This is a genomic window from Pseudoalteromonas sp. SG43-6 (assembly GCF_014164365.1).
Taxonomy (GTDB): Bacteria; Pseudomonadota; Gammaproteobacteria; order Enterobacterales; family Alteromonadaceae; genus Pseudoalteromonas; species Pseudoalteromonas rhizosphaerae.
In genome coordinates this window covers 13,297-37,577 of the sequence record NZ_JACJEZ010000028.1, presented here as the reverse complement: position 1 = coordinate 37,577, position 24,281 = coordinate 13,297, and the positions used below count along the sequence as shown (strand labels likewise).

At 40.1% G+C, this 24,281-nt stretch carries 22 protein-coding genes and 1 other RNA gene; 15 read left to right on the top strand and 8 right to left on the bottom strand.

The window, feature by feature from the left end; all coding sequences use genetic code 11:
- Positions 1-20: 20 nt before the first annotated feature.
- The 4 genes from H5201_RS13190 to ettA form a co-directional block, all read right to left on the bottom strand.
- Positions 21-929 (bottom strand): histone deacetylase, encoded by a 909-nt coding sequence (locus H5201_RS13190; RefSeq protein WP_182784787.1) that lies wholly within the window; start codon positions 927-929, stop codon positions 21-23.
- A gap of 70 nt (positions 930-999) precedes the next feature.
- Entirely contained in the window at positions 1,000-1,356 is a 357-nt protein-coding gene (locus H5201_RS13185) for a PilZ domain-containing protein (RefSeq protein WP_182784785.1), read from the bottom strand.
- A gap of 43 nt (positions 1,357-1,399) precedes the next feature.
- The gene (locus H5201_RS13180) at positions 1,400-1,888 is read right to left on the bottom strand and encodes a TlpA disulfide reductase family protein (protein ID WP_182784783.1); all 489 of its coding nucleotides are present in this window, start codon (positions 1,886-1,888) and stop codon (positions 1,400-1,402) included.
- Positions 1,889-2,004: 116 nt separating this feature from the next.
- Positions 2,005-3,678 (bottom strand): energy-dependent translational throttle protein EttA, encoded by a 1,674-nt coding sequence (gene ettA, locus H5201_RS13175; RefSeq protein WP_182784781.1) that lies wholly within the window; start codon positions 3,676-3,678, stop codon positions 2,005-2,007.
- A gap of 211 nt (positions 3,679-3,889) precedes the next feature.
- Between ettA and metA the strand changes: the two genes are divergently transcribed.
- The 6 genes from metA to H5201_RS13145 all read left to right on the top strand — a co-directional run bounded on the left by metA (position 3,890) and on the right by H5201_RS13145 (position 13,115).
- Positions 3,890-4,837, top strand: coding sequence for a homoserine O-succinyltransferase (metA, locus tag H5201_RS13170; protein WP_182784779.1), 948 nt, complete (start codon positions 3,890-3,892; stop codon positions 4,835-4,837).
- Positions 4,827-5,894 carry a homocysteine S-methyltransferase family protein gene (locus tag H5201_RS13165; protein ID WP_149982019.1) on the top strand — a complete coding sequence of 356 codons (1,068 nt, stop codon included), beginning with the start codon at positions 4,827-4,829 and terminating at the stop codon, positions 5,892-5,894. Before metA ends, H5201_RS13165 begins: the two co-directional genes overlap by 11 nt.
- 10 nt (positions 5,895-5,904) lie before the next feature.
- The gene (gene metH / locus H5201_RS13160) at positions 5,905-8,535 is read left to right on the top strand and encodes a methionine synthase (protein ID WP_182784777.1); all 2,631 of its coding nucleotides are present in this window, start codon (positions 5,905-5,907) and stop codon (positions 8,533-8,535) included.
- Between the two features lie 212 nt (positions 8,536-8,747).
- Complete coding sequence (locus H5201_RS13155) at positions 8,748-9,848, top strand: NADH:flavin oxidoreductase/NADH oxidase (protein WP_182740792.1); 1,101 nt, start codon at positions 8,748-8,750, stop codon at positions 9,846-9,848.
- 166 nt (positions 9,849-10,014) lie between these two features.
- The gene (locus H5201_RS13150) at positions 10,015-12,177 is read left to right on the top strand and encodes a DKNYY domain-containing protein (RefSeq protein WP_182784775.1); all 2,163 of its coding nucleotides are present in this window, start codon (positions 10,015-10,017) and stop codon (positions 12,175-12,177) included.
- A 179-nt stretch (positions 12,178-12,356) separates the two neighbouring features.
- A complete protein-coding gene (locus H5201_RS13145; RefSeq protein WP_182719164.1) occupies positions 12,357-13,115 on the top strand; it encodes a hypothetical protein in 759 nt (252 codons plus the stop codon).
- A gap of 64 nt (positions 13,116-13,179) precedes the next feature.
- On the opposite strand, the gene H5201_RS13140 is transcribed toward H5201_RS13145, so the two are convergent.
- Positions 13,180-13,812: an RpiB/LacA/LacB family sugar-phosphate isomerase gene (locus tag H5201_RS13140; RefSeq protein WP_182719165.1), complete on the bottom strand. Its 633-nt coding sequence runs from the start codon at positions 13,810-13,812 to the stop codon at positions 13,180-13,182.
- 220 nt (positions 13,813-14,032) lie between these two features.
- Entirely contained in the window at positions 14,033-14,230 is a 198-nt protein-coding gene (locus H5201_RS13135) for a CsbD family protein (RefSeq protein WP_182719166.1), read from the bottom strand.
- Positions 14,231-14,499: 269 nt separating this feature from the next.
- Here H5201_RS13135 and hrpB point away from each other — a divergent pair, with 269 nt between their 5' ends.
- From hrpB to H5201_RS13105, 6 genes are all read left to right on the top strand, one after another.
- Positions 14,500-16,923 carry an ATP-dependent helicase HrpB gene (hrpB, locus tag H5201_RS13130; protein WP_182784773.1) on the top strand — a complete coding sequence of 808 codons (2,424 nt, stop codon included), beginning with the start codon at positions 14,500-14,502 and terminating at the stop codon, positions 16,921-16,923.
- A gap of 115 nt (positions 16,924-17,038) precedes the next feature.
- A complete protein-coding gene (locus H5201_RS13125) occupies positions 17,039-17,383 on the top strand; it encodes a 5-carboxymethyl-2-hydroxymuconate Delta-isomerase (RefSeq protein WP_182719168.1) in 345 nt (114 codons plus the stop codon).
- 120 nt (positions 17,384-17,503) lie between these two features.
- A complete protein-coding gene (locus H5201_RS13120; protein WP_182784771.1) occupies positions 17,504-17,965 on the top strand; it encodes a DUF4019 domain-containing protein in 462 nt (153 codons plus the stop codon).
- Between the two features lie 415 nt (positions 17,966-18,380).
- The gene (bamE, locus tag H5201_RS13115) at positions 18,381-18,743 is read left to right on the top strand and encodes an outer membrane protein assembly factor BamE (protein WP_145241390.1); all 363 of its coding nucleotides are present in this window, start codon (positions 18,381-18,383) and stop codon (positions 18,741-18,743) included.
- A 446-nt stretch (positions 18,744-19,189) separates the two neighbouring features.
- Complete coding sequence (locus tag H5201_RS13110; RefSeq protein ID WP_182784769.1) at positions 19,190-19,657, top strand: nuclear transport factor 2 family protein; 468 nt, start codon at positions 19,190-19,192, stop codon at positions 19,655-19,657.
- Positions 19,658-19,756: 99 nt separating this feature from the next.
- Complete coding sequence (locus H5201_RS13105; RefSeq protein WP_149983225.1) at positions 19,757-19,948, top strand: DUF3185 family protein; 192 nt, start codon at positions 19,757-19,759, stop codon at positions 19,946-19,948.
- A 29-nt stretch (positions 19,949-19,977) separates the two neighbouring features.
- Here H5201_RS13105 and H5201_RS13100 read toward each other — a convergent pair whose 3' ends face one another.
- Positions 19,978-20,880, bottom strand: a complete 903-nt coding sequence (locus tag H5201_RS13100; protein ID WP_182762185.1) for a LysR substrate-binding domain-containing protein — start codon at positions 20,878-20,880, stop codon at positions 19,978-19,980.
- A gap of 149 nt (positions 20,881-21,029) precedes the next feature.
- Here H5201_RS13100 and H5201_RS13095 point away from each other — a divergent pair, with 149 nt between their 5' ends.
- Positions 21,030-21,953: a DMT family transporter gene (locus tag H5201_RS13095; protein WP_149983224.1), complete on the top strand. Its 924-nt coding sequence runs from the start codon at positions 21,030-21,032 to the stop codon at positions 21,951-21,953.
- A gap of 15 nt (positions 21,954-21,968) precedes the next feature.
- On the opposite strand, the gene ssrS is transcribed toward H5201_RS13095, so the two are convergent.
- Positions 21,969-22,152, bottom strand: a non-coding RNA gene (gene ssrS / locus H5201_RS13090) — 6S RNA.
- 194 nt (positions 22,153-22,346) lie between these two features.
- On the opposite strand from ssrS, the gene H5201_RS13085 reads away from it, so the two are divergent.
- Together H5201_RS13085 and pepP are read left to right on the top strand one after the other, a co-directional pair.
- Complete coding sequence (locus H5201_RS13085; RefSeq protein ID WP_145241895.1) at positions 22,347-22,910, top strand: UPF0149 family protein; 564 nt, start codon at positions 22,347-22,349, stop codon at positions 22,908-22,910.
- Positions 22,911-22,941: 31 nt separating this feature from the next.
- Positions 22,942-24,273 (top strand): Xaa-Pro aminopeptidase, encoded by a 1,332-nt coding sequence (pepP, locus tag H5201_RS13080; protein WP_182719171.1) that lies wholly within the window; start codon positions 22,942-22,944, stop codon positions 24,271-24,273.
- The last annotated feature ends 8 nt before the right edge of the window (positions 24,274-24,281 follow it).

The following is a 24,281-nucleotide window of genomic DNA, read 5'->3' as shown; positions in this document are numbered from 1 at the left end:
TTAGCAGTTTTATACTCTGCTTAAAAACGCGCAGCTTGCTCTACAACAATGGCGTGGCGTTTTGCTAAGCGCAGGTGATCTCTGTCATAACCTCCGCCAATCACGGTTGCCACTGGTGTATTGTTTTCAAGACAGCGTTTAAGAACCAAGTGATCTCGTTTTTCAATGCCTTGCCAGCTAATATCAAGTTTGCCTAGGCCATCTTGTTGCCAAATATCGACACCAGCATCATAAAGTACTAAATCAGGGTTGAGTTCTTTGAGTAGAAAACTCAAGGTATCATCAACAATACCTAAGTATTCATCGTCTTGCATATTGTTGGCTAAACCAATGTCGAGATCGCTGGCTGATTTACGAAATGGAAAGTTCTTTTCACAATGAGTCGAGCAAGTATATGCATAAGGTTGGTGTTGCAACATGGCGGCGGTGCCATCGCCTTGGTGTACGTCTAAGTCAAAAACTAATACATTGGTTACTTCGCCTGATTGAATTAGCGTTTGCGCAGTAAAGGCTAAGTCGTTGACCATACAATAACCTGAGCCAAAGTCGCTGTGAGCATGGTGTGTACCGCCAGCTAAATGGCAAGCAACACCGTGTTCAAGGGCTAAACTGGCGGTTTGTAGGGTGCCCAATGGGGCGGTAAAAGTACGCGCTATTAGCTGCTCAGACCAAGGTAAGCCAATACGTCGCATGGCTTTTTCATCTAACTGATTATGCCATAAATCATCAATGTAGCTCTCGCAATGCACTATTTTAAGTGGCTCTGCAGTTCCTAATGTTGGTGTGATAAGGTTGTTATTAATTAATCCCAGCGCTTTGACTTGCTTGTACAAATTAGCAAACTTACTCATAACAAACCGGTGGTTAGGGTCAAAGTTAAACGAATAGTTGGGATGGTAAACCAGTGGTAGATGTGGATTTAGCGCCATAGGGAGATTATTTTATTAATTTGTGCCTAGGGTAACCTACTGGATAACTGCAATCCAGTTACTTGCTCATTCAATGGATCAAACACTCAAGCTCACGGTGTAGCAAATCATCATCTGCGAGGTTCAATTCAATTAAGCGTTTTAAATGAGTAATACTATCAATATCGATATGAGTGCACTTTAAGCCGATATGTTGCTGCTCGATATGGCAAATAGTCACTGTCATCGCGATGATAATATCGCTTTGTGGTAGTTTAAAAGCCAAAATAGCATTGCTGTTTTTTGCAAAATCAAAGTCATCACTGCGGCTAATTAACGCACCATTTAATGATATATCAAGCAATTGGCACGGATAACTATGGGTATTATTGGTCAAATGCGCAGGGGTTGAAAATAAAATACGCGTGTAATGTCGACGGTTTTCCATAATTACTCCTTTTAATTGCATTAGCTTGAGTATAGCGTGTTTTTTACTCGCTTGTAGCAAGTTTAGCTGCATGTTCGAGCAAACTAGGATCATTTGGATCCGAAGTGGTGGTAGCCCAGCTCAGTTGGCCCTGTCTATTGATAAATAAAGTAGTAGGTGTACCACGAATGCCAAGTTGGGTTGCAATTGCATCGGCTTTTATGGCCGTTTTAAAATTATGACCGCGCTCAATTAGCGATTGCGCAGGGTTAGCGTCTTCGTCTTCACGAAAACTCACTGCAATAACTTGTAACCCATATTGTTTATATTGTTGGTGGATTTTATCAAGTCCCGGTTGTAGTTTTTTACAGTACGGACACCACGTCGTCCAAAAATGTAAAATATACGGTTTGCCAATTAAATCATCTGTTTTGATCTGACTACCGTCGGCCATAGTTAAGGTAAAAGCAGGTAGCTTGGTTATTTGTTGCGGCTCAGCGGCGAAACTTAATAAGCTCGTGCTCACTAAAATCAGTGCGAATAAGTATTTCATGATGACTTTTTTGTAAAGTGAAGATACTTAACTAGAAAGGCGTAAGCGTTTATTTCTTTCAAAAATAAAAAGCCCCACATAAATGCAGGGCTTGAAAGATATTTAGAACCTAGAACTTAACCTATCTTTTTGTACTTAATACGCTTAGGTTGTGTGGCAGCAGAACCTAAGGTCTTTTTAAGCCACTCTTCATATTCAGTGTAGTTACCATCGAAGAAGTTAATTTGGCCTTCGTCACGGTAATCAAGAATATGTGTAGCAATACGGTCTAGGAACCAGCGGTCATGCGAGATACACATAACACAGCCAGGGAATTCTAAAATCGCATTTTCAAGGGCACGTAATGTTTCCACGTCCAAATCATTGGTTGGCTCATCCAGCAGGATAACGTTACCACCGGCTTTTAATAGTTTTGCTAAGTGTAAACGGTTACGCTCACCACCAGAGAGGTCTTTAACAAATTTTTGCTGATCGTTCCCTTTGAAGTTAAAGCGACTAACATACGCGCGGCTTGGGAATTCAAAGTTACCAATTTTCAGCACATCTTGACCGTTTGAAATTTCTTGGAAAACAGTGTTGCTGTCATCCATATTGCCACGGAACTGATCAACTGTTGCTAGTTCAACCGTTTCACCTAAGCTAATTTCGCCGCTGTCTTGCTTATCTTCACCGCTGAGCATTTTAAACAGTGTTGATTTACCCGCACCATTGGCACCAATAATACCAACAATCGCACCTTTAGGTACGGTAAAGCTTAAATCATCAATTAACACGCGATCGCCAAAGCTCTTCTTCAAGTTTTTAACTTCGATAACTTGATCCCCTAAACGTGGACCAGGAGGAATGAATAGCTCATTGGTTTCATTACGTTTTTGATAATCAGACTGCTGCATTTCAGTAAATTGCGACATACGCGCTTTTGACTTAGCTTGACGGCCTTTTTGGTTTGAACGTACCCACTCAAGCTCTTGCGCAATTGATTTTTGACGCGCTTTTTCAGATTTTTGCTCTTGCTGCAGACGCGCATCTTTTTGCTCAAGCCAAGAAGAGTAGTTACCTTCCCATGGAATACCTTCACCACGGTCAAGCTCTAAGATCCAACCTGCAACATTATCAAGGAAGTAACGGTCATGGGTTACCGCCACAACAGTACCTTCATAATCATGTAAGAAGCGTTCTAACCATGCAACTGATTCTGCATCCAAGTGGTTAGTCGGTTCATCAAGAATAAGCATATCTGGTTTTTCAAGCAATAAACGGCAGATAGCGACACGGCGGCGCTCACCACCGGATAGGAATTCAATTTTAGCATCCCATTCAGGTAAACGCAGGGCATCTGCGGCGCGTTCTAATACGTTGTCGATGTTATGACCGTCGTGGGCTTGAATAATTGCTTCAAGCTCGCCTTGCTCTTTGGCAAGTGCGTCAAAGTCAGCACCGTCCATCGCGTATTCGTTATACACTTCGTCAAGACGATTTAATGCGTTTTTAACTTCGCTAACGGCTTCTTCCACTGTTTCACGAACTGTTTTACTTTCATCTAAGATCGGCTCTTGTGGTAAGTAACCAATTTTAGTGCCTGGTTGAGGAAACGCCTCACCTTCAAACTCTTGATCAAGACCGGCCATAATGCGCAGTAATGTCGATTTACCAGAGCCGTTTAAACCAAGTACACCAATTTTAGCGCCAGGAAAAAAATGCAAAGAGATATCTTTTAAGATAGTGCGCTTAGGTGGCACAACCTTAGATACTCGACTCATCGAGAAAATAAACTTATCAGGTAAAACCATGGAAGGAGCCTTCAAATAATAATAAAAATTTCAATGTTGTATTGTAGTGGCTCAAAGGTGAAACAGTCAACGAAACAGCAAAGTTGGCTGTGTGTTTTGAACAAATAGGGTAACGAATTAAATTCATTTGGACATCTAAACATCTAGAGGTTGAAATTTCCAGCTATCCGTTCATAATTAGCCATTGGTTAATTATGCCTTGGAGATGAGTATGCCTATTACCGTTAAAGATGAATTGCCCGCAATTGCGAAGTTACGTCAAGAAAACGTATTCGTAATGCCAAAAAGCCGCGCTAAAACCCAAGAGATCCGTCCGATGCGCTTGGCGATTTTAAACTTAATGCCTAATAAGGTAGAAACCGAGGTGCAATTTATTCGTTTGCTCGCTAATTCACCCTTACAAGTGAATGTAGAGCTTCTACGTTTAGACACTCATCGCAGCAGTAGCAATTCAGAGCAGCATTTAGACACTTTTTACCGTTATTTCTCTGAAGTGAAAGACAACAATTACGATGCATTACTCATTACCGGCGCACCATTGGCACATTTAGAATATGACGATGTAGCCTACTGGGATGAACTAAAAGTAATTTTAGATTGGGCGGAGCAGCATGTAACCTCAACATTATTTTCGTGTTGGGCGGCTCACGCGGGTTTATTTCATCATTATAATCTAAAGCGTGAACTAAAAGAAAATAAGCTCTGTGGTGTGTTTACCCATAAGTGTTACTTTGAACATGGAGCCTTAACGCGTGGTTTTGACGATACCTTTGTAGTGCCGCACTCACGTTATGGTCATATTGATATTGAAAAAATTAACGCTTGTGATGACTTAGTGGTGCTGGCAGGTTCAGAGCAAGTAGGCGCTTACTTAATAAAAAACAAATCCGGCAGCCAAGTGTATATTACCGGGCATCCTGAGTATGATGCAGACACTTTAAAAGGCGAATATCAGCGCGATTTAGAAAAAGGCCCTGATGCGCCATTGCCTGAAAATTACTTTCCAGATAACAACCCAGATAACGAACCGTCGAAAACTTGGCAAAGCCATGCCTTTTTACTGTTTTCGAATTGGTTAAATTATTATGTGTACCAAACCACACCCTATGATATTAATTTAGTTAGCCAAGCCGTAAGGACTAACAACTATGCCGAATAATTTAGAAAACAAAAGCGCCGAGTTAATTGAAGCGTTAAAACAGCGTATTTTAATTCTTGATGGTGCTATGGGTACCATGATCCAAGAACACAAATTAGAAGAACACGATTACCGTGGCGAGCGCTTTAAAGACTGGCATGTGCTAATTAAAGGTAATAATGATTTATTAAGCATCACACAACCAAAAATTATTGCTGATATTCATCGTGGCTTTTTAAGTGCAGGTGCCGATATTATCGAAACCAACACATTTAATTCGACTACAATTTCGATGGAAGATTACGATATGGCCAGCATCAGCCGTGAAGTAAACTTAGAGTCAGCTAAATTAGCACGCAGTATTTGTGATGAGTTTACTGCTAAAAATCCAGCAAAACCACGCTATGTTGCGGGTGTTTTAGGGCCAACCTCAAAAACCTGTTCAATCTCACCGGATGTGAACGACCCGGGTTATCGCAATGTCACGTTTGATAAGTTAGTCACCGCGTATGTTGAATCAACCCTTGCTTTAATGGAAGGTGGTGTTGATTTAATTTTGATAGAAACAATTTTTGATACGCTTAATGCAAAAGCGGCTTCATTCGCGGTTGAAGAAGCGTTTGAACAAGCAGGGCGCAAGTTGCCTGTGATGATCTCTGGCACCATAACCGATGCCTCGGGCCGTACGCTGTCAGGGCAAACCACCGAAGCATTTTATAATTCTATTCGTCATATAAAGCCAATTTCAATTGGCTTGAACTGCGCGCTAGGTCCAGATTTATTGCGCCAATATGTAGAAGAACTATCGCGTGTTTGCGAAACCTTTGTCTCTGTTCACCCCAATGCTGGTTTACCGAACGAGTTTGGGGAATATGATTTAGAAGCACCTGAAATGGCTCAAGAAATTATCGATTGGGGCAAGTCTGGCTTTATCAATATTGTTGGCGGTTGTTGTGGTACCACACCTGCACACATCAGGGCATTTTCGAAAGGGCTTGAAGGTGTTAAACCTCGCCTATTGCCAGAGCTTGAAGTGCGTATGCGCTTATCAGGCCTTGAAGCGTGTAATTTAAACTAAGGTAGCCGAGATGACACAAAAAATAGCAGTATTTACCAACGTTGGCGAACGTACCAATGTGACCGGCTCAGCCATGTTCAAACGTTTGATCATGGAAGAAGATTACGAGACCGCGCTTAATGTTGCCCGCGAGCAAGTAGAAAACGGCGCACAGGTTATTGATATCAACATGGATGAAGCCATGCTGGACTCAAAAGCCGCCATGGTGAAATTTTTAAATTTGATTGCCTCCGAGCCTGATATTTCTCGCGTGCCAATTATGGTCGACTCTTCTAAGTGGGAAGTCATTGAAGCGGGCTTAAAGTGTATTCAAGGCAAGGCAATTGTAAACTCAATCTCGCTAAAAGAAGGTGAAGAGCCATTTATTCGCCAAGCTAAAATTATTAAACGTTTTGGCGCCGCTGCAGTGGTTATGGCGTTTGATACCGACGGCCAAGCAGATACAGCCGATCGCAAGTTTGAAATTTGTCAGCGTAGTTACCGCATTTTGGTGGATGAAATTGGCTTTGCGCCAGAAGATATTATTTTCGATCCCAACATCTTTGCGGTAGCAACCGGTATTGAAGAGCACGACAACTACGCAGTTGAATTTATTGAAGGTACACGTCGCATTAAGCAAAACTTGCCACACTGTAAAGTGTCGGGTGGGGTGTCGAATGTATCGTTCTCGTTTCGTGGGAATAACCCCGTGCGAGAGGCTATTCACTCAGTATTTTTATATCACGCAATTCAAGCGGGTATGGATATGGGAATTGTTAATGCAGGGCAACTCGCTGTGTATGATGATATTCCAGCGGAGCTGCGAAAAGCCGTTGAAGACGTTATTTTAAATACCGATCCAGGTGCAGGTGAACGTTTAGTTGAGTTGGCACCTAAATACTCAGGCATGGCACAAGCCGAACGCGTAGAGGATTTAGAATGGCGTACTTGGCCGGTCGAAAAGCGCCTTGAACATGCTCTTGTTAAAGGCATTACTACCTTTATAGATGAAGACACCGAAGAATGCCGTGCTGCTGCCGATAAACCTATTCATGTGATTGAAGGGCCGTTAATGGACGGCATGAATGTGGTAGGCGATTTATTTGGCGCAGGTAAAATGTTCTTACCGCAAGTCGTTAAATCAGCGCGAGTGATGAAGCGCGCAGTGGCCTACCTAGACCCTTACATTGAAGCAGAAAAAGAAGAAGGGGCTACTAACGGTAAAATCGTGATGGCCACCGTTAAAGGTGACGTACATGATATTGGTAAAAATATTGTTGGCGTAGTACTGCAATGTAATAACTATGAAGTTATCGATTTAGGCGTAATGGTGCCTGCAGATAAAATACTGCAAACCGCGATTGATGAAAAAGCCGATATCATTGGTTTATCAGGGCTGATTACACCATCGCTTGATGAAATGGTGCATGTTGCCAAAGAAATGAAACGCCGTGGTTTTGAACTACCGCTATTGATTGGTGGCGCGACTACCTCAAAAGCGCATACTGCCGTTAAAATCGAGCCACAATATGACAAAGGCGTGGTGTATGTAAATAACGCCAGTCGCGCTGTAGGCGTAGTTTCTAACTTATTGTCGAAAGAGCATAAAGCTGAATTTTTAGCAAAAACCAGTACCGAATACGTCAAAGTACGCGAGCAACAAGCGCGTAAAAAACCACGCTCAAAACCGGTTACTATTCAACGTGCCCGCGACAACGCCGCCAAGCTTGATTGGGATAATTACACTCCACCGGTGCCGAAAAAGCTGGGCGTGACAGAGTTTAAAAATATCTCGATAGCCACTTTACGTAAATACATAGACTGGACGCCATACTTTATGACCTGGTCAATCGCCGGTAAATATCCGCGCATAATGACCGACGAAGTGGTTGGCGAGCAGGCGCAAAGCTTATTTAAAGACGCCAACGACATGTTAGACGATCTTGAAAAGTCAGGCAGTTTGCAACCGCTTGGCGTAATTGGTTTATTCCCAGCTAATCGCGTGGGTGACGATATTGAAATATACACAGACGAAACTCGCTCTGAACTATTAACCACATCGTGCCATTTACGTCAGCAAACAGAAAAAACCGACTTTGCTAACTACTGCTTAGCTGATTATATCGCTCCGAAAGGCACGCCTGATTACTTTGGTGCATTTGCGGTAACCGGCGGTCTTGAAGAAGACGACTTAGCTGATGCGTTCGATGCACAGCAAGATGACTACAACAAAATAATGGTAAAAGCGGTGGCAGATAGACTCGCCGAAGCCTTTGCTGAGTACTTACACGAACAAGTGCGTAAAGAATATTGGGGTTTTGCCCCAGACGAAAACCTTGCGAATGAAGATCTTATTCGTGAAAACTATCAAGGTATTCGCCCAGCACCCGGTTACCCAGCATGTCCAGAGCACACTGAGAAGAAGAAAATCTGGCAACTACTCGATACTGAAAAGCGCATTGGCATGCAGCTCACCAGCTCATACGCCATGTGGCCCGGTGCTGCGGTATCAGGCTGGTACTTCTCTCACCCTGAGGCTAAATACTACGCCGTAGCGGCAGTACAAAAGGATCAGGTTGAAGATTACGCTCAACGAACCAACATGACGCTAGAAGAAGCGGAAAGATGGTTATCGCCTAATTTGGGGTATGAGCCGGAGTAAGTGAAGCGGTCAGCTATCAGCCGTTAGTTTAAAACAAAAAAGCGAGCCAAATTAGGCTCGCTTTTTTTGTACAAAGTTTTTCCTGATAGCTCTTCGGTATATCATCATACTTTCACATTCAATGAGCTTGGGTATGCCCCTAACCTTGGGTGTAGAATGATTAGTACATTATATTTGTGATTTTCTGCACATTCATTATTTGAGAATTTTCCATGGTAAAATTATTTAGCCCACTAGAATTAGGTCCGATAACACTCAAAAACCGCATTATTATTGCTCCCATGTGTATGTATGCCGCAGAAGAAGGCAAGGTGCAACCTTGGCATCATCAACATTATGGTATGCTCGCGCAATCCGGTGCTGGCTTATTGATTGTTGAAGCGAGCGCTGTATCCCCTGAAGGAAGAATCTCTTACGCCGATTCAGGTATTTATAGCGACGAATGTGAGCAAGCTTGGCGTGAAGTCGTATCTAATGTAGGTCAATACTCTAACATTCCGATGGTGATGCAGATTGGTCATGCAGGTCGTAAAGCGTCAACTGAATTACCTTGGAATGGCGGTGCGCCTATCGCTCCAGCAATAAAGAACGGTTGGCAAACTATTGCTCCGAGTGAACTTGCTTTTTCAGATGAAGCTCCTTTACCAAAAGCAATGACGCAAGACGATATTGGACGATTAATTACTCAGTTTGTGAAAAGTGCTCAACGTGCCCATAAAGCTGGTTTTTCTGGCATAGAACTTCATGCAGCTCATGGCTATTTACTGCACCAATTTTTATCACCGCTTAGTAATCAGCGTTCAGATCAATTTGGCGGCTCATTAGAGAACCGCATGCGCCTACCCTTGGCAATATTTGATGCTATAAAGGCTGCTTTACCACATGATTTCATGATTGGTGTACGTATAAGTGCAAGTGATTGGGCTGATAATGGCTGGGATATCGAGCAAAGTATCGTATTTTCTCAAGCTTTAGACGCTCGTGGTTGCCATTATATACACGTATCAAGTGGCGGCTTGACTGCACAGCAGCAAATTAAAGTTGCCCCTAATTATCAAGTTGGTTTTGCCGATGCAATAAGTAATAACGTTTCTATGCCGGTTATTGCTGTAGGCTTAATTACTCAAGCTCAACAAGCTGAAGATATTATCTGCGAAGGTAAAGCTGATGCGATTGCGTTGGCACGTGGTATTCTTTATAACCCGCGTTGGCCTTGGCATGCAGCAGCGGAGCTCGGAGTTACAATACAAGCCGCGCCGCAATACTTGCGCTGCCAGCCACATGAACTTAAGTCATTACTGATACGCGATTGATTACTACCTCTTATAGCTAGATAATCTTCGAGTGTGAGAGGCTTTGACTATTCAAGCCAGTTTTTAATACGCTGATTAAGGAAAACCCTCTGAATAAGTATATATCCCAGCATATAACTCTGCCTTTTATAGCTATGAGCAAAGAAAGTTTAATAAAAGGAGTTATATGAAATATTATTTTCAAGCGCAATACCATCAGCGCTTAGATTTGTTTGATAATGTGTTTGTCAGTATGGCAACGGGTAATGTTTTTGAGCCATCACTGCCTTTAGAGATCATCATTGAGTCTGAAGATTGTGTGCTTTATGAAAGTGACAATGGCTCTATTATTGATTTTTCTCCGACAACGTTAGGCTATTATTGGATTACTGGGCAAACCTGCTTGCGCACCCGAGACGGATTAGTATTTGAGCCTTGTGATGATAAAGATGCAGTACAATACACTTATATTGACGGGCAGCTTTATGGAAAAAAAATAAATACTGACTTGAGCCAAATGCCAACCACAAAAAAGCGTTACCACTTTAGTAAGCTTAATGGCTGCAAAGCCCAGCTAAAGCAAAATGATGACTCAAGCTTTATTCTTGAAATTGATGCAAAAGAATATCCACTTGCTATGCATGAGCTTGAATTTTCATATTTTGTACAGGAAGAAACGGGATTCACGCAAGACGGCGAAAAGCTATATTACTACGACAGGCCAGTACCTCAATTAACGTTAGCAGACTTTAAGGTTTTACATTTTAATTATGCAAAAGATAATCATGTTGTTGTATGTGGTGCAGATGTTATTTCGCAAGCGGATGCTGCGACGTTTGAGGTGATCACCACGACTTTAGCAAAAGATAAAAATCATGTTTATGAATTTTCAAAGATTATTAAAGGTGCGGATGCTAAATCATTTATCGTGATTGATGGTAAAGAACAAGATGCATATCAACAATATAGTAAAGACAAGCAAACAGTTTATTATTTTGGTGAAGCCATTATCGGTGCAGACTTGGCATCTTTTCGCATTATTCATGGACGTTATTCGGCTGATAAAAACTGGGTTTATCGCTCAGGGCTACGTATTGCTCTATTTGATGCTGAGAGTTTCTATTATATTTCACAAAGTTTTGTTGGTGATAAAAACGGCATTTATACTGACTTTCTAAATATTACACAAATAGCCCAGTGTGATGATGTATTTGTTGATTACGATAATGATTACTTTGCCGTAAACGATACCCTGTATTGGGCTGATAAAGAACATCCGTTTGACGCTGATTTAGCTTCTTTTTCTTCAATCAATTGTACTTGGGCGAAAGATGAAACCCATATTTATTATAAAGATGAGGTAGTTTATAAAGGGGGTTACGAAACAGCAGAAATTTTTGATGAATTATTATTAAGAGTGGATGATAAAATCATCTCAAATAGAGGCATTATTGCTGGTGCAAATGCAAAAGGGTGGCATCTGCTGATTTTTCCATTCTATGCCTGTGCTGATCGACTATTTTACCAACAAGAATTACTTGATAAAGGCGACCCAAATACGTTTGAAGCCCTTGATGACAATCGCTTTAAAGATAAAAGTAATGTCTATATTTTTGATAATGATTTTGAAATAGTAGATACCATCTTTGATATTAATACCGAGAATATTGTACTTATAGATGAATGTTTTTTAAAAACGCCTGATACAGTGTATTTTCAAGAGTTAGCGATACAAGATGCTGATCCTGATACCTTTGAGGTATTAGAGTATGGCTTTTCGCGTGATAAAAAAGCTGTTTTTTGTAATCAAGAAAAACTCCCTGAACTTAATCCTCTTGACGTTACGATTTTAAATCATAATTTTATTCACGACAACAACACACTTTATTACCAGTCAACCCGTCTTGATATTGAAGTAAGTAATATGAAGATACTTAATGATGACATTGTGAAAGATAACCGCCATGTTTATTATAAAACACATTATTTAACTGGTGCAGAGGCATCTTCGTATCAACTGAGTACTCGGTTTTTTCAACGAGACAATCAAGGTATTTATCATAATCAGCACCGTTTACCTTTAAATGCTGATGAAACCGTATTTCTTGATGAAGTCTACGTGGTTGATAATCTGCGAGTGTTTTTTATTGATAGTGAAATCATGGATGCGGATGTCTCCTCATTTAAAGTGATAGGTAATAACGTGTCCGTTGATAAAAATAATGTCTACTTTCGCGAAAAAAGAGTGGAACACGCTGATCCCGCTAGCTTTAAAATTATGGGTTATGCGCAGTTTGTTGATGATAATCATCAGTTCACTATTCGTAATGGTCATATCGTTTGTTTATAAAATTGAATTAACACGTTGTAGAGTCTATAAAGGCGTATGTTGCTCCTTGTTAGTCGCTACATCAATTTACACAATATTGACTTTGGGCAACATGGCTAAAAGTTGTTGTGAATGGTATAAACCTAAACAGATAAATAACATGATGTTCATTAACTGAATCATCAAAATAAAGGACTTAAATGAAATTTTTATATTATACCGGCTTATTTTTATCTCTCATGTTTAGCGCAAATAGTTTTGCGCTTGAACAACAATATCAACAGCCTATTGTAGATCTTATAAAAGCATTTAAAAACCACGATAAAGCGGCTATTTCCTCACATATTAGTTATCCGCTTTCGCGCACATATCCAGTGCCTGATATTAATAATGAAGCTGAGTTAGTTGAGCGTTTTGATGACGTGTTTGATAAGACGCTTATTAAACAGATTGTTGATTCAAATATCGATACTGACTGGGATAAAGTAGGTTGGCGCGGCATTATGCTAAATAGCGGTGTCGTTTGGGTAGATACGGATGGGAAAATCATCGGTATCAATTACCAAACAGCTAAAGAACAATTGCTGGCTAAAAATTTAATAGCAGCTGATAAGCAAGCGCTTCACCCAAGTATTAATGCTTTTGTAGAGCCTATTTTAGATTGGCAAACAGCTAAATACCGTATTCGCATTGATGACTTAGGTGATGGAAACTTCCGCTATGCGTCGTGGAGCATTGATAAAAAAACCAGCGATAAGCCAGATATAGTCTTACTAAAAGGTGAGATCGAATTTGAGGGCAGTGGCGGTAATCATAGTTACACATTTAAAAACGGCCGTTACAGCTACGTATTACAAGTTACAGTGATTGGCTGTGATACCTCACCACCAGGTTGGCTTGAAGTATATAAAGATGGTAAGCGTATTTTATCTCAGGATATTATCAACACTGGAAGTTAAAAGTTAATTATCTTAGATGCAAAAAGGGGAGGGTTCTCCCCTTTAAATATAGGGCGCTATTTTATTAAATACGCGCTTTAACAAACGCAGCAATTGCGTCGTCTTGGCAATGTGCGAAAAAGCACTCTTGAAAACGTGGTCCGCCAATCGCTTGTTTAATCAGCTCAGGATCAATAGCTTCAAGTGCGCTTAAGTAATCTTTAGCAACATCCGCTTTTAGCTGATTTAAAATACCTGCATTTGTTACTTGTGACTCTTTACGTTCTGCTGGATACCCTTGGCCTTTTTCGCCGGTAAATGCTTTTTCAAATATATATTTAATATTTAACTCAGCGCCCCAGCCAAAGCCTTTTGCATAGGGTAAAGCGAGTGCATTACCATTGTTTATTTGTGCAAATAGGTAAGCATCTGATGGATCAATACAATAACCACAGCTCACACCAGGAAACGCATTGCTCGCCATGAGTGCGCCTTGACCTGTGCCACAACCGGTCACTACAAAATCTACCGCTTTAGAGTTGAGCAGTAAGCTTGCGATAATTCCTAGGTGAATATAGGTTAGTCGATGATCGTTATCGCCATCCATACCCACATTAAATACTTGGTGATTTTGTGCATTAGCAACAGTGTTAAGCTGTTCAAGTACTATTGGGTTTTTTGCCGCTTGACTGAATTCGTTCATTAATGCGATTTTCATTTGACTCTACCAATTTTGTTAACGTTGAGTTGATTCTACATACCAATGCTACCGGTGGCAAATGTTGTTATCTATTAAATATTAGTATTTGTGTAAGTTGCTAGAGGTTAGGAAGTACCATAGGAGCTTTGAGTTTAACTTCAGTATGAAAGCAGCTATTTGAGTTTAAAAATAAAAAACCGCCTGCTCAGGCGGTTTTGTAGTTACCTAGCGTTTTTGATTAATGGCCTTTTTCAAACTCATCAACTTCACGCTCAGCTTCTTCTTTCGATTTACCGTATGCTTGTTGAATTTTACCAACCAGCTCTTTACGGCTACCTTCAATTTTATCTAAATCACCGTCAGTAAGATCGCCCCATTTACGTTGCGCTTTACCTTTAAGTTCTTTCCAATTACCTTCGATACGATCACTGTTCATAATTCGCTCCTTATAATGTCGGTTTGTGAATTTACTTTCAGTTATAAAGTAGCAAGGCTTGTACCAAAATTAAATTATAACTTTATTATTAATAATCAATTGGTTAATGTTTTTATTATTTAGAGATGAGTTTTTAATAGATTATAAGCTAAAAAATCTACGCAACGGTCTGTAATTATTGCAAACACTCAATAATCACCGATTTTATGAATCTGATTTACTGCAGTTTTTTGTTACAATATCGGCAATGCAATTTAGGATAAATAGCTGTGCTGCCGGTTCAAGAAATATATCATCAACTCGTTACTACATTACAAAGTGATCCGATTACCTTACTACAAGCGCCGCCGGGTGCGGGTAAGTCAACATGGTTACCATTGCAGTTGATGCGCGACGGGCACTTTAAGCACATTGTCATGCTTGAGCCGCGTCGCTTAGCTGCACGTAATATTGCCAACTATTTAGCACAGTGCCAAAACGAAACCGTAGGGCAAAGCGTTGGTTTACGTATCAGGCAGGAAACCAAAGTCAGTGTTAATACCCGCCTTGAAATTGTTACCGAGGGCATGCTCACGCGTATGCTACAAAACGACCCAGAGCTCAGTGGCGTTGACCTACTGATATTTGATGAATTTCATGAGCGCTCTATTGCGGCCGATACCGCATTAGCGTTTGCATTAGAATCTCAAGCTGCACTGCGTGATGATTTAACGATTTTATTGATGTCGGCAACCCTTGATAGCGAACGCTATCAGCAGTTTTTTGGTTGTTCAATTATTAGTTCCCACGGGCGTAGCTTTCCCATCGATGAAATTTACATACCCATTAAAGATGAAAGCCGCTGGCTTGACGCTATGGCCAGTATTATCAAACAAGCTTTAGTTGAACAAACAGGCAGTGCGTTAGTTTTTTTGCCCGGTCAATATGAGATCAACCGCGTACAACAAGCGCTGTCAGATTTGCCTGCAAATTGCCATGTAGTTACTCTGTTTGGTGAACAAGATAAAGCATCTCAACAAGCTGCAATTGCCCCTGCGGCAAAAGGTACTCGTAAAGTGGTGCTGACCACCAATGTTGCCGAAACTAGCTTAACCATTGAAGGTATTCGTATTGTGGTTGATAGTGGCAAGCGCCGCGCTGCTAGTTTTAATTTAAAAACTGGCGTTACTGAACTCACCACACAAAGTATTTCTCGCTCATCGGCAATTCAACGAGCTGGGCGGGCTGGGCGTATTGAGCCCGGTGTAGTTTATAGGCTTGGTTCAAAACAAACCTTTGAGCGGCGTAATAGCCATGATGCGCCAGAAATTTTAAGTGCTGATATTAGCCAATTATTATTGGAGGCAAAATTCTGGGGCGCGGAGTTAACTGATCTAAGCTTGTTAGATAGTCCAACAGCACAACAAATACAGCAAGCAACAAAATTACTGCAAATGTTAGAGGCGCTCGATAATAACAATAAATTGACCCCCCTCGGTACACGTATGCTAAGTTTTGGCGCGGATATTCGCCTAGCGCACATGCTAATTAAAGCGCAGCAACTCGAACCTCAGATGCCAGGTATTTATACATTAGCGGCGTATTTAATTGCGTTATTAGAGAGTCGGATTAGCCATGCCGCAGATTTAAGCTTAGCATTACACAGCCAACATGCTCGGCCACATCCTGTATTTAAACAGCAACTGAAATTTTGGTTAAAGCGATTAAAGCTAACTGAAGTACGCGAACTACAAACCACTTATTTGGCTTTGCTGGTGGCGTTTGCTTTTCCAGATCGATTAGCTAAAAAGCGTGGCAATGGTTACTTGCTTACCAATGGCGCAGGTGCTGAGCTAAACAACGAGCATTGGCATAACGAGGACTACCTTGCAATTGCTTCAATGGGAGGCCAAAAAGGCAGTCGTATTTTTGCAGCTGTTGCGTTTACTCCTGCAGAGATTGAGGATGAACTGACACATTTATTTACTGCACAAACGCGCTGTGAATTTGACGAAAAAACAGGGCGCTTTATTCATCAAGATGAAGTCAAACTAGGGGCAATTACAGTTACTAGCCAACCGAGTAAACATCCGCTTGATAAAAGTGAGCGGGCGAAAGCGTGGTTAACTTTATTTCAAAAACAAGGCTTTGAATTATTTAATGAGCAAAGCGACAGTGAGCAGTTACTTATTCGTATGTGTTTAGCCAGTAATTTAATGCCGGAGCAATTTCCTGTCATCACTAAACAAAGCTTAATCGATGACGCACAGCTTTGGTTAGGTGCTTTTCTGGAAGATATAAAAACCCTCGAACAGTTGAAAAAGTTTAACTACTTTAATGCCTTGCAAAGTTGTTTTAATTGGCAACAACAAAATGCGTTAAATGATTTATTCCCGCTGAGAGTGTCAGTTCCAAGTGGCTCAAATATTCGTATTGAATATCAACTCGACGGCCCCGCAAAACTCAGTGTTCGTATGCAAGAAGTGTACGGCATGATCAGTACGCCAATATTAGCGCAAGGCAAGTTACCCTTATTAATGGAACTACTCTCACCAGCAAGACGACCTTTACAACTAACACAAGATCTTGCTGGCTTTTGGCAAACCAGCTATCGGGAGGTGCAAAAAGAAATGAAAGGTCGTTATCCAAAACACTTTTGGCCTGATAACCCCGCCACCAGTGTGGCTACGAGTAAAGTTAAAAGTAAGATGTGAATGAGTTAGCAAGGACAAAGTTAGCAAGAGTAAAATTGACTATTAAGCAGTGTTTTATAGTTTAAAAAAAAGGTAAATTAAATACTTATTGACTGCATAAACAAGGAGTTATTTAATGCCACATTTTATCATCGATTGCTCGCAGAGTATCTTGGCCTATCATGATGAAGATACTATTAATGAGCAAATTTACCATACTGCAAACGCGTCGGATTTGTTCGCTGAGCATGAAATTAAAGTCAGAGTAAACCCGTATAATCGTTATTTAGTGGGTAATAAACAGCACGAATTTATTCATGTTTTTGGATATATAATGGAGGGGCGAACGACTGAGCAAAAAGCTGAATTATCAAAAGCGATAGTGACTAAACTTACTCAGATGTTCCCACATATCGACAATATTGCAATGAATGTCAGTGACTTTGAAAAGGCAACATATTGTAATAAAAGCCAGCTTTAAGCAGAACATAGTGAGCGATGCTTCGACAGTGCAGATTGTTTTTTGAAAATCATTTATGGCAAAGTTGAACAGTGATTTTGTGCTTGAGGCAAAATAACTTGATAGAAAAAAGGACTCACCATGAAAAATATAATTGTTGTTTTATGTTTATTTATAAGCACATTAACGTGGTCTCAGACGCTAAGGGTTGTTGATGTATCAACAGAAATCGCCCCTGCGACTAGCTGGTTAGAAGTTGTTGATGTATCAACAGAAATCGCCCCTGCGACTAGCTGGTTAGAAGTTGTTGATAGTGGTAAATACGCAAACAGTTGGCAGCAGGCTGGGGCGTTTTTTCAAAAAAATGTACCGCAAGCGCTTTGGGTATCTAAGTTAGAGCAAGTTCGTACGCCGCTAGGTTCTGTTACATCTCGCGAAGGTATCAGTCGTCAAGTGTTAACCTCAATACCGCAACTGCCCGACGGTGATTATGTGATTTTAGAGTTTCAAACTGATTTTGAAAATAAAGCACAGTCGATTGAAACCGTGACATTAAAAAAATCTGCTGAGCAATGGCAAGTGATTGGTTATTTTATCCAGTGAATTAACCTATTATTACTACAGCTGTATTTTTTAACGAAATAAAAAATATAAAATAATTATTAAAAATTGGAGTTTACAAAAATAAAATAATGATAATGACATTTATTGTTGCTGATGTTGCATTAATTTACTTTAGTTGTGGATTGTTGTGCTCTACTAGTGAGTAAGTTATCCAAATGAAATCATGGTATAAAATGGTTGCTATAGTGGGTTGGGAAGTAATATCTAATCATAAGTGGGATTGAAATATTTATAATTATAGTATTTGTTTTTTATTTTATTATACATTTTTACTGATTAATTTTTTATCTTTAATATGTTTCCATTTGGGGTTGATATTTTATTTTTTTTGTTCATAATTAACGCGCTTAATCGCGTTGAAATGGAATTTAAAAGATAATTATTAAGGAATGACATGAAAAAGATATTATTAACAATTGCAATGGCGTTTGTTTTGGCCGCATGTAATAGCACCTCACAAGGCCGTGATTTTGATATGGAAGTTGTAAAAGGCTTCAAAAAAGGCGAAACAACTCAAGAGCAAGTCAAAGAAGCGATTGGCGACCCTATGGGCGTTAATGATATAGGTAATGACGAAGTTGTATGGACATACAGCTACAGCGAAGGTCAAGGCGGTGGTGTAGGCTTTATTCCATACGCAGGCCATGTCGGTGGTTCTCAAAATGAGACAAAGAATGTAACAATCCGTTTTAATGCTAAAGGCATTGTATCAGGTTTATCATTCAATGAATCAGCAGGTAGTTCTTCACACCTATAACTCGTTACTATCTATTTCAACGCATTTCTATTACGGCTGCTTAGCAGTCGTAATACCCCTATTATTTATCCTCTCCCTAAATCAATCACTTTTTTATATTAAATGGTCATTAAGTTTTATATTTATTTTAAAGTAAATTATAGGCTGGTTGTTAGTCTAATGACTTTTTATTTAAATAAGTTATTGAGTGTGTTAATTTTATTATGCATTGAAAGTGCCGGTGAACATTAAAATAATTTAATTAAAAAGGTATGGGTCTTAAGTTGTAGAAGATTCGCTACATGCTTACTGAGATTGTCCAGAACAAGCCAGCCTTTTAGATGATATTTTATAAGAGTATTTTATAAAACCATCCGGCGAAGCGTGATTTATTATAAAAAGACTATACATTTTAGTTTGTTGCTGTTTTGATAGAGTGATAATTAAACACAATGCAAGAGAGCATAATGAAATACGTTACTTTTTTATTGTTAGCTGTTATCGCAACTTTTAACTTACATGCAAAAGACGAAAATAACGAACTAGAAGGACTCGCCCAGCAATATTTTTCCACCATGACGGCAACTCAGGCGCCTAAAGCTAGCAGTAAAGAACTAGAAGCTTTTTTAGCGTTACTCACTGACGATGTTGCTAATCAACACCTACCTTATCAAAGCGATGATTCTCGTTCACCTGACGGTAAGGCCATGATGCGCAAAGGTATGACTTTTTATCTAGGTGCCCACACTGAATATGAAGTAAAGTTACTTGATACTTTCATATTTAATAATACCGCGATTGCGATTCGTTACACGCAACACGCGAAAGGTGTGCACCCGCAAAACAAGCAACTGATTGAATACACCCAAACGTTGATGGATGTTCTGGAAATTGAAAACGGTAAGATTGCGGTGATCCGTAAATACCATGAGTAATTTTTAAATAGCGGTGTGAAGGTTATTTTTAGTTTTGCTTTAATCAATACCTTAGCGTACTTTTAGAGATTACCTTTATTAGCTTTAATAGGAATTAAAATGAATAAAGTAATTGGTATTGTGTTGATCTGTATTGGAGCTGCACTGGCTTTTTGGGGTTATGACGTTTATGACTCTGCAAGTGCGCAAATTACGCGAACTTTTAGTGGTGATACACCCATTGAGGCTTGGGCTGGAATGGTCGGTGGTGTTGTCTGTATTGTATTAGGTGCACTAAAAGTTAAAAATTAACTTTTAGTAAGCCGTAGGCTGATAAACTTTTATTGATTAGAAAACTGCGATTTTAACCATTTTTTTAATATCAATATAGTGGCTTGTTCACGCTTGCTATGGCTGGTAGCAAAATAAAACTGTTGATGTGGGTTTAATACCGGCTCACCTATTTGCACCAGCATACCCTGTTGAATATCATCTTTTACAAATTGTTTATGGGTGACCAAAACACCTAATTGGCGCATTGCCGCTTGCGTTGCTTGTACTGAAATATTAAAAGTGAGATTTTTATGTTGTTTCGGTATTGCTAATTGATGGGCGTTACACCATACGTGCCAATCGTTATCGCGGCGTGGGTTTATGGCAAAAATAGCCGGGAAACGAGTAAGTAGCTCTTTGCCAGTTTGGCAATCTGTGGGCAAGGTTTTTATTAATTCAGGACTACATACTAAAATAAGCTCATCATCAGCCAGTTTTTCGCAGTGATATTGCGCCCAATCTTGTTGTTTACCATGCACCAAAGCGACATCCACGCCATGTTGCTCTAAGTTAAACTCTCCGACTAAATTAGATAAACGCACATCTAACTCTGGCGCGTAAGCTTGTAGTTCCGCTACTCGTGGGATCCACCAATGCAATGCCATCGAGTTCACCATATTTAAAGTTAAGTGCGCGCAGAGCTGACTCGCAGAGATCTCAAAACTTGCAGCTATAATCTCATTTAGAGCTGGCTGTACTCGCAGGTAATAGCGTTTACCCGTGCTATTTAGCTCAACGCGTCGGCCGATACGAGTAAATAATTGAGTGTTTAGTTGCGATTCAAGAGACTTAATTGCTTGGCTTATTGCAGAATGACTAATATTTAATTGCTCAGCAGCGAGGATCATACTTCCAGTTTCTGCGACTGCAATAAAACTATGAAGCGATTTTAAAGGAATAGAGTTAGCCATAGTTTCTCTTTGTTAAGTTTTACTTACAGGTTTGTGCATAATTACTCGCTTTTTCATTCTACCTATTTACGCTAATTTAGCGCCTCAGATTAATGTTAAGCTTATCATTCTCAATGTGAAATGTGTTTCTCGTTGAGAAAGGAGTTGTTATGGCTGCTTTATTACGACCCAGTATGTTTATGCTGTTATCCACATTTACTTTAGCGTTGAATAGTTTATTTTCAAAGCTTTTAACTGAGTATTTTAGTGATGCAATATTAGTGATGTTGCGTTTATTACTTCCTGCGTTAGTTATGTTGTTTATTGCTGCATGCAGCCGCTGGGTGATGCCAAATCAAGCAGCTTGGGGGGCATTTATCTTACGTGCCATTTTTATTGCCAGTTGCCAAGGTTGTTTTATGTTGGCCTTAAGTCGCTTAACGTTAATTGAGGCCGTGGTATTATTTAGTACTGGGCCGTTATTTATTCCGCTACTTGAGCGCTATTTTTATAAAACCAAAATCAGTCGAATGGTTTTACCTACCTTAATATTAATGGGCATTGGCGTGGTGATGCAAAACTTAACCGTACAAGGGATAACGTGGCGCTGGGAATTATTAATAGGTTTAGCGGCTGGTTTTTTTAATGGTTGCTCGCAAGTTGCTTTATTTAGAGCCAGTAAAATAAATTTACCTATCTTGGTAATAAACGGGTGCTGTTTTGCAATTGCAGCATTGTTTGTTTTACCTGTGATGGTTATTTTTACCAGCCAAGTTGAGTATCAACAAAGTATAATAATGATAGTCAATTTCGAGCAGGGGATCTTATTGTTATTATTGTTTTTAGGACTTTCAACTGCTGCAACTCAGTTTTTTCGTTCCAAAGCATATAGATTAGTTGATTCAAACTCACAGCTGGCGCCTTTAATTTATACTAACTTAATCTTTGCGGTGTTATTCCAGTTTTTATTTTTTAGTACCGTAATGAGTTTGATGCAAATTCTGGGTACGAGCTTAATTGCATTTGCGACGCTATTAAATACATTTGGCTCATATTATTATCAATGGTTTAAAGCACAACAGCAGATAGTATAAAGGAAGGTAAGAAAGGTGTTCCCCAAGTATGCGGCACTCGGTGTCAGTCCTGAAACCATAAGGTCTCAGGGCGGGAATCTGCGGTTTGCCGTAGGCTTCTCGGTACATGCCGAGCTTGCACAATAGCAGACGAACAGAAACCCTAACATAAAATTTATCGGCTCAGGGACTTAACCAAGCTCCAACACCCTAGGGAACAAATTCAGTATATAAGACATAAGCCAATCCTTACACCCCAAATTCAAAATAATTATACTGTTCGGGTAATTTTCCAGCACTGGTAACTGGCTATTTACTTTTCGGATTGCTTTTTGACCTCAATCATACTTTTCATTGGAGTTGCTATTTATCGAGTGGTAGCATTGACTTAATTAGCCAAGCGAAGATCTCAGCATGAACGAATTACCAGATTACCAACAAGCCCAATTACTATTGGAAAAAAACGAAATATTTGTCACTCCTTCAGAAGCACACGGCGTGATCAGTGGATTATTAGCCTGCGGCTTGAGTATTGAAGCCAAAGAATACTTAGGCTTATTAAGCGATGTGTTTAATGATGGCCAAGCATTTAGCCATGATCTGAAAGAATTTTTTGCCATTATTTATAAGCAAGTTGTAGAAAGTTTTAACAACGAAGAGTTTCAATTTGATTTATTTTTACCAAGTGATGACGAAACCTTAGTAGATCAAGCGAATGGTTTAGTGTCATGGGTCGCTGGATTTATGCTTGGTTTTGGCTTAAAACAAAAAGACTATGGCAAGTTATCAGCTGATGTAAAAGAAGTGATCAGTGATTTTAGTGAAATTACGCGTTTAGATACCATGTTTGATGAAACCGAAGAAGACAGCCAAGCATTGCACGAAGTAATTGAATATGTGCGAGTTTCTGCGCTGTTGTGTTTTGCTGAACTTGGTCAAGAGCAAGCGCCAAAAAGCACTAAAAAAACACTTCACTAAGTTAAAATTAACAGTATAAACAGGGTTTATAATGCCAACAGTTAAAATAGAAAAAGCAGAGTTTAAAGCACGCAGAGATCGTTTACTTGCCATGATGGAACCAAACAGTGTGGCTATCATTCCAGCGGCAAGTGAAGTAACCCGCAGCCGTGATACTGAATATGCGTTTCGCCAAGATAGCGACTTCTTCTACCTAACTGGCTTTAATGAACCCGATGCAGTGTTAGTGCTTTGCCCAAGCAGCGATACACCGAGTACGCTGTTTTGTTTGAACAAAGATAAGCTGGCGGAAATTTGGCATGGTCGTCGTATTGGTTTTGAAAAAGCTAAAAAAGATTATTTATTCGACCAAACATGTGCACTGAGTGAACTAACTGAACAATTATTGAATTTGGTGAACGGCCAGCAGATTTTATTTTATGCACAAGGTACTTATCCACAGTTTGACGATAAAGTGTGGGCGTTATTAAAGACGCTGCGTGGCGCGCCTAAAAAAGGTTATAAAGCGCCACATACGATTAAAGATATTCGTGGTTTAGTGCACGAAATGCGTTTATTTAAATCACCTGCTGAGGTGAATATTATGCGCCAAGCGTGTGAAATAAGTGCCCAAGGACATATTCGTGCTATGCAGTTTGCAAAGCCAGGCGCTACCGAATATCAGCTAGAAGCCGAGCTTCATCATCATTACGCTATGCATGGTGCGCGTCATCCCGCCTATGGCACCATTGTCGGCGGTGGCGATAACGCCAATATATTGCATTACACTGCTAACAGTGATGTGCTGACCGACGGTGATTTAGTGCTGATTGATTCTGGCGCTGAACTGCAAGGTTACGCGGCAGATATTACGCGTACTTTCCCTATTAATGGGCAATTTAGTCAACCTCAAGCTGAGCTTTATAACATTGTTCTAGCGGCGCAAGCAGCAGCGTTTACTGAAGTAAAGCCCGGTGGTAGCTTATCAAAGGCTAATAAATTAGCGATGACAGTGCTCACCCAAGGCTTAGTTGATTTAGGTATTTTGCAAGGTGAGTTACAAGAGTTACTTGATAACCAAGCATGTAAAGCATTTTATATGCACGGCCTTGGTCATTGGCTTGGCCTTGATGTGCATGATGTAGGCGACTATAAAAAAGACGAAAAAGAACGCCCATTTGAAGCTGGTATGGTACTCACTATTGAACCTGGCTTGTATGTTAGCCTAGATGCGCAAGCACCTGAGCAATATAAGGGCATTGGTATTCGTATTGAAGATAACCTGTTAGTGACCGAGCAAGGCCACGAAAATCTTACTTTGAGTGTGCCAAAAAGTATCAGCGAGATTGAAGCGTTAATGCAAAAGCAAGCAATTAACCGCTAGGAGCATAA

Coding starts and splice junctions, on each gene's coding strand:
- H5201_RS13190 (WP_182784787.1), bottom strand. CDS start 929: ATGGCGCTAAATCCACATCTACCACTGGTTTACCATCCCAACTATTCG.
- H5201_RS13185 (WP_182784785.1), bottom strand. CDS start 1,356: ATGGAAAACCGTCGACATTACACGCGTATTTTATTTTCAACCCCTGCG.
- H5201_RS13180 (WP_182784783.1), bottom strand. CDS start 1,888: ATGAAATACTTATTCGCACTGATTTTAGTGAGCACGAGCTTATTAAGT.
- ettA (WP_182784781.1), bottom strand. CDS start 3,678: ATGGTTTTACCTGATAAGTTTATTTTCTCGATGAGTCGAGTATCTAAG.
- metA (WP_182784779.1), top strand. CDS start 3,890: ATGCCTATTACCGTTAAAGATGAATTGCCCGCAATTGCGAAGTTACGT.
- H5201_RS13165 (WP_149982019.1), top strand. CDS start 4,827: ATGCCGAATAATTTAGAAAACAAAAGCGCCGAGTTAATTGAAGCGTTA.
- metH (WP_182784777.1), top strand. CDS start 5,905: ATGACACAAAAAATAGCAGTATTTACCAACGTTGGCGAACGTACCAAT.
- H5201_RS13155 (WP_182740792.1), top strand. CDS start 8,748: ATGGTAAAATTATTTAGCCCACTAGAATTAGGTCCGATAACACTCAAA.
- H5201_RS13150 (WP_182784775.1), top strand. CDS start 10,015: ATGAAATATTATTTTCAAGCGCAATACCATCAGCGCTTAGATTTGTTT.
- H5201_RS13145 (WP_182719164.1), top strand. CDS start 12,357: ATGAAATTTTTATATTATACCGGCTTATTTTTATCTCTCATGTTTAGC.
- H5201_RS13140 (WP_182719165.1), bottom strand. CDS start 13,812: ATGAAAATCGCATTAATGAACGAATTCAGTCAAGCGGCAAAAAACCCA.
- H5201_RS13135 (WP_182719166.1), bottom strand. CDS start 14,230: ATGAACAGTGATCGTATCGAAGGTAATTGGAAAGAACTTAAAGGTAAA.
- H5201_RS13125 (WP_182719168.1), top strand. CDS start 17,039: ATGCCACATTTTATCATCGATTGCTCGCAGAGTATCTTGGCCTATCAT.
- H5201_RS13120 (WP_182784771.1), top strand. CDS start 17,504: ATGAAAAATATAATTGTTGTTTTATGTTTATTTATAAGCACATTAACG.
- bamE (WP_145241390.1), top strand. CDS start 18,381: ATGAAAAAGATATTATTAACAATTGCAATGGCGTTTGTTTTGGCCGCA.
- H5201_RS13110 (WP_182784769.1), top strand. CDS start 19,190: ATGAAATACGTTACTTTTTTATTGTTAGCTGTTATCGCAACTTTTAAC.
- H5201_RS13105 (WP_149983225.1), top strand. CDS start 19,757: ATGAATAAAGTAATTGGTATTGTGTTGATCTGTATTGGAGCTGCACTG.
- H5201_RS13100 (WP_182762185.1), bottom strand. CDS start 20,880: ATGGCTAACTCTATTCCTTTAAAATCGCTTCATAGTTTTATTGCAGTC.
- H5201_RS13095 (WP_149983224.1), top strand. CDS start 21,030: ATGGCTGCTTTATTACGACCCAGTATGTTTATGCTGTTATCCACATTT.
- H5201_RS13085 (WP_145241895.1), top strand. CDS start 22,347: ATGAACGAATTACCAGATTACCAACAAGCCCAATTACTATTGGAAAAA.
- pepP (WP_182719171.1), top strand. CDS start 22,942: ATGCCAACAGTTAAAATAGAAAAAGCAGAGTTTAAAGCACGCAGAGAT.